Origin of the sequence: Rhizobium sp. 32-5/1, assembly GCF_029537235.1 — a bacterium.
GTDB lineage: Bacteria > Pseudomonadota > Alphaproteobacteria > Rhizobiales > Rhizobiaceae > Pararhizobium.
Window position 1 is genome coordinate 2,955,319 of the sequence record NZ_CP120638.1, and the last position, 13,233, is coordinate 2,968,551.

The 13,233-nt window shown below is 61.4% G+C and carries 8 protein-coding genes and 2 pseudogenes; 8 read left to right on the forward strand and 2 right to left on the reverse strand.

The features are described 5' to 3' along the window. Window positions 1-25 precede the first annotated feature (25 nt). The 8 genes and pseudogenes from P6U16_RS14900 to P6U16_RS14935 all read left to right on the forward strand — a co-directional run bounded on the left by P6U16_RS14900 (window position 26) and on the right by P6U16_RS14935 (window position 8,568). The gene (locus tag P6U16_RS14900) at window positions 26-1,549 is read left to right on the forward strand and encodes an IucA/IucC family protein (protein ID WP_277701208.1); all 1,524 of its coding nucleotides are present in this window, start codon (window positions 26-28) and stop codon (window positions 1,547-1,549) included. Further along, the gene (locus tag P6U16_RS14905) at window positions 1,546-2,820 is read left to right on the forward strand and encodes an AMP-binding protein (protein ID WP_277701209.1); all 1,275 of its coding nucleotides are present in this window, start codon (window positions 1,546-1,548) and stop codon (window positions 2,818-2,820) included. The genes P6U16_RS14900 and P6U16_RS14905 overlap by 4 nt, the downstream gene beginning before the upstream one ends. A gap of 316 nt (window positions 2,821-3,136) precedes the next feature. Then, a pseudogene (locus P6U16_RS14910) lies at window positions 3,137-4,017 on the forward strand (DUF6005 family protein); the annotation flags it as partial. A gap of 222 nt (window positions 4,018-4,239) precedes the next feature. Then, on the forward strand, window positions 4,240-4,980 hold the full coding sequence (locus P6U16_RS14915) for a TIM barrel protein (protein WP_277703857.1): 741 nt from the start codon (window positions 4,240-4,242) through the stop codon (window positions 4,978-4,980). Further along, window positions 4,977-5,903 (forward strand): siderophore ABC transporter substrate-binding protein, encoded by a 927-nt coding sequence (locus P6U16_RS14920; protein ID WP_277701210.1) that lies wholly within the window; start codon window positions 4,977-4,979, stop codon window positions 5,901-5,903. Before P6U16_RS14915 ends, P6U16_RS14920 begins: the two co-directional genes overlap by 4 nt. A 106-nt stretch (window positions 5,904-6,009) precedes the next feature. Next, window positions 6,010-6,879: an iron chelate uptake ABC transporter family permease subunit gene (locus tag P6U16_RS14925; RefSeq protein WP_277701211.1), complete on the forward strand. Its 870-nt coding sequence runs from the start codon at window positions 6,010-6,012 to the stop codon at window positions 6,877-6,879. Beyond that, entirely contained in the window at window positions 6,872-7,813 is a 942-nt protein-coding gene (locus tag P6U16_RS14930; RefSeq protein WP_277701212.1) for an iron chelate uptake ABC transporter family permease subunit, read from the forward strand. Before P6U16_RS14925 ends, P6U16_RS14930 begins: the two co-directional genes overlap by 8 nt. After that, window positions 7,810-8,568 (forward strand): ATP-binding cassette domain-containing protein, encoded by a 759-nt coding sequence (locus P6U16_RS14935; protein ID WP_277701213.1) that lies wholly within the window; start codon window positions 7,810-7,812, stop codon window positions 8,566-8,568. The genes P6U16_RS14930 and P6U16_RS14935 overlap by 4 nt, the downstream gene beginning before the upstream one ends. Before the next feature lie 69 nt (window positions 8,569-8,637). Here the strand turns inward: P6U16_RS14935 and P6U16_RS14940 are convergent. After that, window positions 8,638-11,837: pseudogene (locus P6U16_RS14940) on the reverse strand (efflux RND transporter permease subunit). Between the two features lie 40 nt (window positions 11,838-11,877). Continuing rightward, complete coding sequence (locus tag P6U16_RS14945) at window positions 11,878-13,107, reverse strand: efflux RND transporter periplasmic adaptor subunit (protein ID WP_277701214.1); 1,230 nt, start codon at window positions 13,105-13,107, stop codon at window positions 11,878-11,880. Window positions 13,108-13,233 lie beyond the last annotated feature (126 nt).

Below are 13,233 nucleotides of genomic sequence, written 5' to 3' on the forward strand. Positions count from 1 at the left end.
AAGGCTGGCTTCGGGATCTGTGGAAATGCGGGCTCCAGATGAGCCGTGGAAACCCGCCTCGCTGGAAGCGCTGATTGCCGATTTGCCGGGACCGCTCGTCCATCGCCAGCGGCTGCTCGACGAGTTGCAGCAGACGATTGCCTTTTGCCGGCTGAATGACGAGGCCCTAACACCGCGGCTTCGCCGCCAGATGTCGCTTGCGCAACTCGAAGGCGCGCTCGAGGAAGGGCACCCCTATCATCCCTGCTTCAAGGCGAGGACCGGCTTTTCTGCATCCGATCATCTGAGCTACGGCCCTGAAGCCGGAAACGCATTCCAGCTTGTCTGGCTGCTGGTTTCCCGCCGTCATATCCGGCAGGCCTTGCCCCAAAGCGAGGCTGATTTCTGGCTGCACGAACTTGGCCCGGAGACGTGGTCGCAACTCCAGCAAAAACGCGACGAGCTGCGGCTCAACGCGTCCGATTTCGGGCTCATCCCTCTGCATCCATGGCAGTGGGAAAACCTGCGCATCTCTCTGCTATCGCCGTGGATCGAGGCTGGCGACGCCTATTTTCTCGGGCCGATGGGCGACAGCTACACGGCGACGCAATCGATCCGGACGCTGATGAATGACAGCCGGCCCATGGCTGCCAGCATCAAGCTGCCGATGAACCTCGTCAACACATCCTCCCGTCGTATCCTGGAGCCGCATTCGGTCTGCACGGCACCCGTGATTTCGGAGTGGATCGGCGGGATCGTTGCGCAAGACCACCTGTTCCGGTCGCGCTACCCGATGACTATCCTTCGCGAATATGCCGGCATCATCGCCGACGCAGAGGGTGATCTGGCCGGCCAGGTCGGTGCGATCTGGCGACAGAGCGCCGAGGCGACGCTTCTGCCAGGCGAAGCGATCGTGCCGCTCAATGCCCTGATGATGAGCGAGCATGATGGGCGGCCCTTTGCCGATGACTGGATCCAGGCGCATGGGCTGATGCCGTGGCTCAACCGGCTCATCGAAGTCATCGTTTTACCGGTCTGGCACCTCTTGGTTTGCCACGGCATCGCCGTCGAAGCGCATGGGCAAAACATGTTGCTCCTGCATCGGGATGGCTGGCCGGTCCGACTTATCCTCCGGGACTTCCACGAGAGCATCGAATTTTCGCCATCGTTCCTGCGCGAGCCCGATCTCATGCCGGACTTTGCATCGCTGCATCCCGATTACCGAGATGCGCCGCCGGACCGGTTTTACTGGACGGACAATCTTGATTCCCTGCGCGAACTCGTGATGGATACGCTGTTCGTCTATAATTTGAGCGAAATCTCCCATCTTTTCGAGGAAAGCTACAGTCTGCCGGAAAGCCTTTTCTGGCAGCGGGTGGATGCGTGCCTTGCATCCTATGTCGAGGACACCGGCATGGCCGGTAGGCAGAGCCTCCTCGGCCACTCCAATGCCAGCATCCTGACCGAATCCCTGATGACGCGGAAGCTCTTCGCGCAGCAGCCGGAATACCACCACCTCGCGCCGAATCCCCTTGCCGGACACGCGGCCCAACTGAGGAGAAAGCCATGATCCGGATCGATGACCGGCTCTATGAACGAGCCTATTTCGAAGAATCGTCCGCGCGCTTCGCCAGGGAGACTGGACTGTCCGACGGGCAGGGCGGCCGCTACGCCGTGTGTTTCCCGGAAACGGCCGACTGGCTGTCTCTGTTTTTTGCAATGCGCAAGGCCGGTGCCAGCGTGTTGCCGATCCATCCCCATACGCCCTTGCCCGCCGCCCGCAAGCTGGCCATCGGGGCCGGCTGCACGCAGTTGTTCTACAACAGCCTCACGCCAGAAATGCTACAGACCGTTGCGCGACCAGACAGTGAAGGGCAGTTGCTGCAGATGAGTTCCGGCACCACCGGTGCGGCGAAATGCGTGGCGCGGAGCTGGGCGGAGATCGATCGCGAGGTCGAAACCTATGTCCGGACTTTCCGGGAGCCGGAAGACATGACCCCGGTTATCGCCTGCCCGACGACCCATTCCTATGGTCTGATCTGCGGTATTCTCGTTGCGCTTCAACGCGGCCAGACGCCTGTTGTCGTCAACACGGCGAACCCCAAATATCTCATGGGCAAGCTGCGCGACATTGAGCGACCGCTGCTTTATTCCTCGCCGGCCATCCTCAACACGCTGGCCCGACTTTTGCCAGCAGGCGAAAAAATCCATGCGATCATGACCTCGGGGACGCTTCTGCCTGATCCGTGGTTTGCGCAGGTCCGCTCCGCCAGCCGTTTCATGTTCCAGCAATATGGCTGCTCGGAATCCGGCTGCATCGCCATCAACCCCGAGGTCACGTCGGCCGGCGACATGGGTTTCGTGCTTCCGCATCTGCGCGCTCAGACAGGGCGCAGTCGCGACGATGCCGCTGAGATCGTTGTTTCGGGCGATGCCGGGGCTGCGGTCCACACCCGCGACCTCGGCTATTTGCGCGACGACGGGATGCTGGTTTTCCTGTCGCGGATGGACGACATGATCAACGTTTCCGGCCTTAACGTCTATCCCGGGGATGTCGAGGATGCCGTGATGGCCATGCCTGGCGTCACCGACGCCGTGGCTTTCCGCAAGAGCGACCGCTTTGCCGGCGAGCGCGTCGCGCTGCTGTTCAGCGCCAGCGAAATCGTTGCGCCTCCGGCGGTCCGCGAATGGTGCATCGCCAATCTCGCCAGCCATCAGCTACCGATGGAAATCCTGCAGGTCGATGCCGTTCCCCGGCAGGCGAACGGCAAGATCAGCCGGCGGGAAATCGCCGCCCGCCACGCCGCCGGCGAATTTCGGAAGTTGGAGGCTGCAGAATGAGTCGCGACGAGATCATGGCGGCCGTGTTTGCCATCCTGTCCGAGCAGATGATGCACCCGCATCTCGAAGGTTTTGCGCCAGAGGCGCGGCTGAACGAAGACCTGTATCTCGATTCCGTGCTGATCCTGCAGATTTTTCTCAATCTGGAACTGGAATATGGCCTGCCCATGCCGGAAAAGGCGATCAGCAAACAGGACGTCGCGACGGTCGCGGATTTTATCGCCCTGTTTGATCCGGAGGCGGCAGCCGTGCTTTCTATTCCGGTACCGATTATCGCGGGGAGGGCGTTCACGGCGAGGCGCCTTACGATATCAAGGTGCATTGCTTCGTCAGTTGCGTCTGCGAGGCGGTCAAGCGCGCCGGGCTCGACCACCGCCCGTTCTATTTCGGTGTCTGGGATGCAAAATTCGTGGTCAACGAAAAATGGCAGCTTCGCTATCACGCGCCCGAGATCAGCCAGGAGTTTTCCCGCAGCTGGTTCGAACGGCTTTACGGCGTGACGGTGCGCGAGTGGTACGATCCAGATCTGACCAAGCTCGAGAACCTTGGCATGATGCTCGATCTCGTCGAGAGGCGACCCGAGACCGGGTACGTCATGGTGATGCTCGATATGTTCCACCTGCCGGAACGCGAGAACAAGTTCAACCAGAACCCGTTTCCGCATTACCTGATGCTGTCGAAGACGGAAAATCCTGAAAACTGGTTCGTGCTCGATCCGGACTACCGCTGGCAGGGGAGATCGCCCGCGACAAGATTATCCACGCGGCGATGCAGCCAACGGTCGGCGGTGGCTATGTGTTCGATCGGGCGCAGGCGCGCGTTCCCGACGCCGCCGATCTTCGGGCTTATTTTGAAGCCTGCTTCGTTCCCGATCGCAATCCATTGATCGGCAGCCTGCGCGAGATCGTCACGGCGCATGTGGAGGCGCGCGACGGAACGCGTCTCGAAGACCTTGATCTTGCGCTTCGGGAATTGCCGGTGATCACCATTCGCAAATATGCCTATGAACACGGCTTTGCATTTTTCTGGCGGGCGCTGAAATTGCCCGCAGTCGAATTCGATCTCTGGTGCGACGAGATCGAAGCGCTCGTCAACGAACTGAAGACGCTGCAATACGCCTGCATGAAGCTGTCCCAGACCGGCGATCGCGCCCATGTGGCCCCGCTTCTTAAGCATCTGAACGAAGCGGATCGCCTCGAAAGCAAGATCAAGGGCAAGCTCGGCGAGATATTCGACCTCTGGTGCCGGCAGCAGTTTCCGGCGGTACTGGATACCCCCTATCAAGGAGGACTGTGCGATGAAGGTCTCGCTCTGCACCATCACCTTTCGCCATCACCTGATTTCCTCGGGGAGATCGCCACCTTTGCACGCGCAAACGATTTCCAGGGCATCGAGCTGTGGGCCGCCCATGGTCGCAACATGGCGCAGCAGCCTGATCGCAATGCCGATTTGCTTTCAGCCTTCGGGCTGTCCGTGCCGATGATCAGCGACTACCTGCCAGTGGATGCCGATCGGCTGACGCTCGAGCGTCAGGCAACCGACGTCTGCCGCATGGCGCGCCGCTGGCGGGCGGGTAAGATCCGGACTTTCGCTGGAAATCGCGCCAGTGCCTCCGTTTCGGCGGAGGAACGACGATCGATCGCCCGGCGCCTGCGGGATATCTGCGCGATCACCGCCGATTTCGGCATTCACCTCCTGGTCGAAATTCATCCGAATACGCTGGCGGATACGGCGGCTTCGACGCTGGAGCTGATCGATGCGGTCGATCATCCGTTTTTTGCGATCAATTTCGATACGCTGCATGTCTGGGAAGGCGGCGACGATCCCGTTGCCGTGCATCGGACAATGAAGCCGTTCATCCGCCACTACCATCTGAAGAACATCCGCGACCGCTCCGATCTTGATGTCTTCGAGCCCGCCAATGTCTATGCCGCTTCCGGCCGCCGCGAGGGAATGACGCCGTTGTTCCAGGGCGCAGTCGATTACATGCGTTTTCTCGGCGAGATTTCCGACGATCCAGAGACGGAAGTCTCGCTCGAATGGTTCGGTCCAAACTGCATGGACGTGCTGCGCAAGGATCGCCGCGCGATCGGGCATTTCGTGGAGCGCCGCGAACCGCCACGCCTGTCCGTCAATTTCCTAGGAGCCATGTCATCATGATCACCAAAACAGTCCTGTCGATGATCCACCGCTTGTCATTCGGTATTGGCCTTGCAGTCGTTTCCGTTCCGTCAATGTCTTTTGCCGCCGACATCGCTACCGCGACCGGTGCCGTCGCTGTCGAGATCCAACCGGCGAAAATTGCAGTGTTCGATATCGCAGCGCTCGATACGCTTGATAGCCTCGGCATTCGGCCGGCCGGCATTCCCTCCAATCTCTATCTGCCGCAACTGGATCATCTGAAGGAAACTGGTACCGCCGTCGGCGACATCTTCGAGCCGAACCTCGAGGCTCTGAGCGAACTCGCTCCAGACTTGATCATTGTCGGTGGGCGCTCCTCGACACAGGTCGAGGCGACCTCGCAGGTCGCGCTGACGATCGACATGACTATGGATGGCGACGATCTTCTGAGCCAAGCGAAAGACCGCCTGTCGGCCTATGGCGTGCTGTTTGCCAGACAAGAGGAAGCCAAGGCGGCCGCAGCCAAGCTCGATGCCGCCGTGGAAAAGGCCCGCGCCGCCGTCAAGGGCAGGGGCACGGCGCTGATCATCATGACAAATGGGCCGAAAATCTCTGCCTATGGCCCGGGTTCCCGCTTCGGCTGGGTGCATTCCTCGCTCGATCTGCCCGCCGCCGTCCCGGATGTTGACGCGGCGACCCATGGCGAGGCGGTGTCGTTCGAGTTTGTCCGCAAGGCCAATCCCGACTGGTTGCTGGTGCTGGACCGGGCCGCCGCCATCGGTGCCGATGATCAGAACGCCAAGACGACGCTCGACAACGAACTGGTGGCCGAGACCACGGCCTGGAAAAAGGGGCAGGTGATCTACCTTCCGGCCGGTGATTTCTATATTGCCGCCGGCGGCGTGCAGGCCATGAGTCGCGTCTTCACGGCCATTGCGGACGCCTATTCCAACAAGCCATGATTACACTGAATGCGCGCTGCAAGAGATGGACGATCGGCCTTGTTGCCGGTCTCGGCAGCCTGCTGCTTTTTTCCTCAGTCTTGCGGTGGGCGCGGACACATTGCCGATGAGCCGGTTGCTTGACGATCCGCAGGCGCTGCAGCTTTTCCTCGCCAGCCGCTTGCCGCGCACGCTGGCGGCGATGCTGACCGGGGCGGGGCTGGCGATTGCCGGGCTTATTATGCAGACGCTGGCCCGCAACCGTTTCGTGGAACCGGCAACGGCGGGCACGGCCCAGAGTGCTGCCCTCGGCATCCTGCTCGCTACGCTGGTTTTTCCGGGCGCATCGTTGGCGGTGAAAACCTTGATCGCCAGCGTCGCTGCACTTCTCGGTACCTCGGTCTTTTTGATGACGGCCCACCGCCTGCCGCCGACCCAGCCGTTTCTCGTTCCGTTGTTTGGGCTCGTCTACGGCGGTGTCATCGGTGCCATCGTCACTTTTGTCGGATGGCAGGCAGACCTGCTGCAGTTCCTCGATATCTGGACCAATGGAGAATTCTCCGGCGTCGTCCGTGGCCGCTATGAATTGCTTTGGGGAACGGCTGTCATGATCGCCCTGGCCTGGTGGGTGGCGGATCGGCTGACGGTTGTGTCGCTTGGACGCGATGTCAGCGTCGGGCTGGGATTGAGCTATCAGCGGACGCTGCAACTGGGCCTGGTCATCGTCTCGGTCATTTCTGCGCTGACCGTCGTCATCGTCGGCATCATACCATTTGTCGGCCTTGTCATTCCCAATCTCGTATCGCGCCTGATGGGTGACAACCTGCGCGGAACGATCCCGTGGGTGGCTGGTAGCGGTGCCATGCTGGTGCTTTGCTGCGATCTCATCGGCCGGCTTCTACGCTACCCCTATGAAATTCCCGTTGCGACCGTCATGGGCATCGTCGGTGGGCTGCTGTTTCTCAGGTTGATGTTCCTTCGGTCCGCGCATGCCTGATCGCCGTCTCATCGTTCTTCTGGCTCTCGCCCTTCTTTCCGTGCTGGTTTTCATGCTGGCCGGCTTGCGCGGCAATATCGCCTTCGTGCTCGAATTGCGTGCCTTGAAGCTGCTGGCGCTGCTGCAGGTGGCCGTCTCGATTGCGATTTCCACGGTGCTGTTCCAGACGGTGACGGCTAACCGCATCCTCACGCCTTCGATCATGGGGCTCGACGCACTCTATGTCTTCGGCCAGACCGCGCTGGTTTTCCTCTTGGGCGGGCTCGGTTACGCCAGCCTGAACGGCGGCTTCAAGTTCGGCATGGAAGTTGTGCTGATGGTCGCGCTCGCCATGGCCCTCCTCTGGCCAATGCTGCGGGCGCGGATGGACATGGGGCTGATGCTTCTGATGGGCGTAACGCTTGGCATTCTTTTCCGCAGCCTGCAGGCGCTCCTGGCGCGTATGCTCGATCCGAATGCCTTTGCCGTCGTGCAGGGTGCGAGCTTTGCCAATTTCAATGCGTTGCGGACGGATCTGACCGTGCTCGGGACAGCAATCACCCTTGTCGCCGCCCTCCTCTGTTGGCGCGCGCGTCATCTTCTCGATATCATCGCGCTTGGTCGGGATGCGGCGATCGGCCTTGGTGTTCCCTGGACCCGTGCGGCGACCGGGCTTTTGCTTCTTGTCTCCGTGCAGGTTGCGGTTTCGACCGCGTTGGTCGGCCCTGTGGCATTCTTCGGTTTGCTGGTTGCAGCGCTCGCCGCGCGTGTCGTCGGGACGCAGCGGCATGCGGTGCTGTTGCCCGCGGCCGTGCTTGTGGCGATCATCGTTCTGGTCGGCGGGCAGGCCCTTCTCCAACATGGGCTGGGCGGCGCTTCCACGCTTGGCGTCATTATCGAATTTGTCGGTGGTCTGGTGTTCCTGATCCTGCTTGTCCTTGGGAGCCGAAAATGATCCTGATCGAGAATGTCTCTTTTTCCCACCGCGATGTGCCCATCCTGCGCGACATCAATCTGGCCTTGCCGAAGGGCGGGATCACCGCTCTCGTAGGCCCGAATGGCGCCGGGAAATCGAGCCTCCTCTCCCTGGTGGCGCGGCTCCAGCCGCTTCAAAGCGGGCGTATCTCGGTCGATGGCCTGCCAGTCGATACGACGCCAAGCCGTCAACTGGCGCAGCGGCTCGCCATTCTGCGGCAGGATGGCATCGTCGCCAGCCGGTTGACCGTTCGCGAGTTGGTCGGTTTTGGCCGATTTCCGCATCATCAGGGCCGCCCCGGAGCGATCGATCTGGCTTTGGTCGATGCCGCGCTCGAACAATTCGATCTTGCGCCGTTGGCCGGTCGCTTCATGGATACGCTGTCCGGCGGACAAAGGCAGCGGGCGATGGTGGCGATGACCTTCTGCCAGGGCACGGATTACCTTCTGCTCGACGAACCGCTCAACAATCTCGACATGTTCCATGCCCGGCAATTGATGCAGGCCTTGCGGCGGATTGCCGACGAGGCGGCCAGAACGGCGATCATCGTCCTGCACGACATCAATCAGGCTGCCGCCTATGCCGACAGGATCGTGGCCATGCGCGACGGCCGGGTGATCGTCGATGGTCCGCCGGAGGCGGCTCTGACTGAGGAAAACATGGAAGCGGTGTTCGGCTACAGGATTCAAATCGAGCAATACGCCGGAAAGCCGTTCCTGCTGCATCATCTTTAGCGGGCACGCCGCGATTTCAGATATACACTGGACCGACCTCCGCCGTATCAAGGGCGGAGGTCGGTCAGTTTATTCGGCCGGGGAAGGCGCCGCGAACGTCGGACCATGAGCCGGTTCCGCTGCGCCGCTTTTGCGCAGCGGTTTATTGCCGGTCATCGCCCGCACCAGCACGTAGAAGACCGGTGTCAGGAACAGGCCGAAGAATGTCACACCGATCATACCCGAGAACACCGCGACACCCATGGCGTGACGCATTTCCGCACCGGCGCCAGTGGACACGACCAGCGGCACGACGCCCATGATGAAGGCCATCGAGGTCATCAGGATCGGCCGCAAGCGCAGACGGCTTGCGGTGATCACGGCATCGAAGGGTTTGGCGCCTTCGAACTCGAGCTCGCGCGCGAATTCGACGATCAGGATGGCGTTCTTTGCCGACAGCCCGACCAGCACGATCAGGCCGATCTGGGTGAAGACGTTGTTGTCCCCCCGGTCAACCAGACACCTGCGAGGGCGGCCAGGATGCCAAGCGGAACGATCATGATGATCGACAGCGGCAGCGACAGGCTTTCATACTGGGCGGCCAGCACGAGGAAGACCAGCAGGATCGCCAGCGGGAAGATCAGTATGCCGGAATTGCCGGCGATGATTTCCTGGTAGGTCAGCTCCGTCCATTCGAAGCTGATGCCCGCCGGCAGGGTGTCGGCTGCGATCTGCTCGACGATAGCGCGCGCCTGGCCGGACGAGACGCCGGGGGCTGCGTTGCCGTTGATATCGGCGGAGAGGAAGCCGTTGTAACGCATGGCGCGTTCCGGGCCGGCGCTGGAGGTCACCTTCAGCACCGCCGACAGCGGGATCATCTCCCCTGAGGTCGAGCGGACTTCGAGCTTGCCGATATCCTCCGCCTGCGCCCGATAGGCGGCATCCGCCTGGACGCGAACGGAATAGGTGCGGCCGAACTTGTTGAAGTCGTTGACATAGACCGAGCCCAGATAGATCTGCAGCGTGTTGAAGATGTCGGTGAGCGGCACATTCAACTGGCGTGCCTTGGCACGATCGACGTCGGCGTAGAGTTGCGGCACGTTCACCTGATAGCTGGAGAACAGGCCGACCAGTTCTGGTGTCGCATAGGCCTTGGCGAGGAAGCCCTTCACGGCGGCGTCCAATGCCTCGTAGCCGAGACCGTTGCGGTCCTCGATCTGCAACTTGAAACCGCCGATCGCACCGAGCCCCTGCACCGGCGGCGGCGGGAAGATGGCGCTGAAGGAATCCTGGATGACGCCAAGTTCCTGGTTGAGCCGCCCCGCAATGGCACCGGCCGAGAGGTCCGGTGTTTCGCGTTCCTCGAAGGGTTTCAGCGAAAGAAAAACGATGCCGGCATTCGATGAGTTGGTGAAGCCGTTGATCGACAGGCCCGGGAAGGCGATGGCGCTTTCGACGCCCGGCACCTTGAGCGCGATATCGCTGATGCGGCGGATCACGTCCTCCGTTCGGTCGAGCGAGGCACCATCCGGCAGCTGCGTGAAGCCCACGAGATACTGCTTGTCCTGCGGCGGCACGAAACCGCCGGGCACGGCCTTGAACAGGAACACGGTCGAGCCGATCAGGACAAGATAGATCGCCATCATCAGCGTCTTGCGAGAGATGACCCGGCGCACGCCGCCGCTATAGGCGTTCGAACCGCGCGTGAAGACGGCGTTGAAGCCCCGGAAGAGCCAGCCGAACAGGCTGTTCATCACCCGTGTCAGGCGATCCTTCGGTGCGTCATGCGACTGCAGGAGAAGTGCCGCCAGCGCCGGCGAAAGCGTCAGCGAGTTGAAGGCCGAGATCACCGTAGAGATGGCAATCGTCAGCGCAAACTGCTTGTAAAACTGGCCGGTAAGGCCGGAGATGAAGGCGAGCGGCACGAAGACGGCAACCAGCACCAGTGCGATCGCGATGATCGGGCCGGAGACTTCCGTCATTGCCTTGTAGGTCGCTTCGCGCGGCGCAAGGCCATTCTCGATGTTGCGCTCGACGTTTTCGACCACGACGATCGCGTCATCGACGACGATGCCGATGGCGAGCACCAGGCCGAAGAGGCTGAGTGCATTGATCGAGAAACCGAACATCTGCATCACGGCAAAGGTACCGACGATCGAGACCGGCACGGCGATCAGCGGAATGATCGATGCGCGCCATGTCTGCAGGAACAGGATGACGACGATGACGACCAGCGCGATGGCTTCCAGCAGCGTATCGACCACGGCCTCGATAGAGGCGCGCACGAACTGCGTCGTGTCATAGACGATCTCGTAGGAGACGTCCTGCGGCATGGTGGTCTTGATTTCCTCCATGACGGTGCGGACCCGGTCGGCAATCTCGATCGCGTTCGATCCGGGCGCCTGGAACACCGGAATGGCGACAGCCTGCTTGTTGTTGAGCAGCGAGCGCAGGGAATATTCGGCGGAGCCGAGTTCAATGCGGGAGACGTCCTTCAGGCGCGTGATGGCGCCCGACGGGCTGGTCTTGATGATGATCTCGCCGAACTCCTCCTCGCTTTGGAGGCGGCCCTGCGCATTGACCGAAAGCTGCAGATCGACGCCCTCGAGATTGGGCGAGGAGCCGATGACGCCCGCGGCGGCCTGAATGTTCTGGGCGCGGATTTCATTGACGATATCGGAGGCCGACAGGCCGAGCTGCGCCATTTTCTGCGGATCGAGCCAGATACGCATCGAATAATCGCCAGAACCGAACAGTTGCACCTGCCCGACGCCGTCGATGCGGGCCAGCCGGTCCTTGACGTTGATCAGCGCGTAGTTGCGCAGATAGGTCATGTCGTAGCGGCCTTCGGGCGAGGTCAGGTGCACGACCATCATCAGGTCAGGCGAACTCTTGATGGTCGTCACGCCGAGGCGGCGCACCTCTTCGGGCAGGCGCGGTTCCGCCTGGGAAACGCGGTTCTGGACAAGTTGTTGCGCCTGGTCGGGGTCGGTGCCGAGCTTGAAGGTCACGGTCAGCGTCATCAGGCCATCGGTCGTCGCCTGGCTGCTCATGTAGAGCATGCCCTCGACGCCGTTGATCGATTCCTCCAGCGGCGTCGCCACGGTCTCGGCGATCACCTTCGGGTTGGCACCGGGATAGTTGGCGCGGATGACCACCGATGGCGGCACGACATCCGGATACTCCGATATCGGCATCACCGTCAGCGAAATCAGGCCGCCGATAAAGATCATGAAGGACAGAACGCCCGCGAAGACGGGGCGATCGATGAAAAATTTGGAGATGTTCATATCTCGACCCGCCTTTTCGCGTGGTTTTTGAAGGGATCGCTTAGTTCTTGGCGGTCCCGGCAATCGATGCCTGGAGTTGGGTGCTGGTGCCTGTTGTCATCGACACCATTTCGGGCGCGACGAGCGAGCCTGGCCGGATGCGCTGGAGGCCGTTGACGACGATGCGCTCCTTGGCCTTGAGACCGCTGGTGACAATGCGCAGGCCATCGGCTTTCGCGCCGAGCGAGATTTCGCGGTATTCCGTCGTGTTGTCGGGCTTCACCACCATGACAAATTTCTTGTTCTGGTCGGTGCCGATCGACCGTTCATGCACAAGTACGGCGTCGGTGGCCTTTGCCTGGCCCAGGCTGAGCCGCGCGAACTGACCCGGAAGCAGCGTGCCGTTGACGTTGTCAAATTGCGCACGCACGCGGATGGTGCCACTTTCAGGATCGACGCTGTTGTCGATCAGCTGCAGGCTGCCCTTGACGTCCTCGGCACCAGCCACGTCCATCCGCACCGGCACGCGGTCGATGAAGTTGCGCGCGTTGATGCCATCAGGCAGTTCGGCAAGAATGCCGGCAACGACGTCCTCGCTGGCCTCGAAGCTTGCATATATGGGGCTGAGCGAAACAAGCTCCGTCAGGACCGGCGAGGACGGACCGGCGGCGATCAGGTTGCCGGGGGTCATTTCGATCTTGCCGATGCGTCCCGTGATCGGTGCGCGGATTTCCGTATAGCCGAGATTGAGCAACGCCGTTTGCAACACGGCCTGTGCTGCTTCGACGTCGGCTTTTGCGCCGGCTTCCCCGTTGATGCGCTGGTCGTAGTCGCTCTGCGAGACTGCGGCTGAGTTCAGAAGCTGTTTTCCGCGCTTCAGTTCGGTGCTGGCCAGCGAAGCACGAGCTTCGGCAGCAGCCACCGCCGCACGCGCGCGGGCGACTTCCGCTTCATAGGGTGCGGGATCGATCGTCACCAGAAGATCGCCCTTCTGGACGACGGCGCCTTCCTGGAAATGCACCGCCTGGATGGCTCCGGCGACACGGGAGCGAAGCTGCACATGATCGACGGCTTCAAGGCGACCGGAAAACTCGCTCCATTGCGTGATCGGCTTGGCCTCGACGACCGCCACCGAAACGGGCACTGCGGGCGGAGCGGCGGCGGTTTCGGCAGCGTTGCCTTGACCGGCGGGGCTGCCCTGCATGTCGAAGAAGACGGTGGGCGCGAGTGTAGCTGCGGCCAGAACGAGGCCGGTGGCGAGAAGCTTTCGTCTGATGTTTGCAAGAGACATCGGGATTTATCCTTGTTTCTGACGTTTTTTGCGAATACGCTTTGCTGGCCTTGGGAGGACGAAGTGTCGCGTTGACGTTCAATACCGTTCGGTATACAAATAGTCGTGGGGGTGTATTGTTGTCAA

Coding starts and splice junctions, on each gene's coding strand:
- P6U16_RS14900 (WP_277701208.1), top strand. CDS start 26: ATGCGGGCTCCAGATGAGCCGTGGAAACCCGCCTCGCTGGAAGCGCTG.
- P6U16_RS14905 (WP_277701209.1), top strand. CDS start 1,546: ATGATCCGGATCGATGACCGGCTCTATGAACGAGCCTATTTCGAAGAA.
- P6U16_RS14915 (WP_277703857.1), top strand. CDS start 4,240: ATGGCGCAGCAGCCTGATCGCAATGCCGATTTGCTTTCAGCCTTCGGG.
- P6U16_RS14920 (WP_277701210.1), top strand. CDS start 4,977: ATGATCACCAAAACAGTCCTGTCGATGATCCACCGCTTGTCATTCGGT.
- P6U16_RS14925 (WP_277701211.1), top strand. CDS start 6,010: ATGAGCCGGTTGCTTGACGATCCGCAGGCGCTGCAGCTTTTCCTCGCC.
- P6U16_RS14930 (WP_277701212.1), top strand. CDS start 6,872: ATGCCTGATCGCCGTCTCATCGTTCTTCTGGCTCTCGCCCTTCTTTCC.
- P6U16_RS14935 (WP_277701213.1), top strand. CDS start 7,810: ATGATCCTGATCGAGAATGTCTCTTTTTCCCACCGCGATGTGCCCATC.
- P6U16_RS14945 (WP_277701214.1), bottom strand. CDS start 13,107: ATGTCTCTTGCAAACATCAGACGAAAGCTTCTCGCCACCGGCCTCGTT.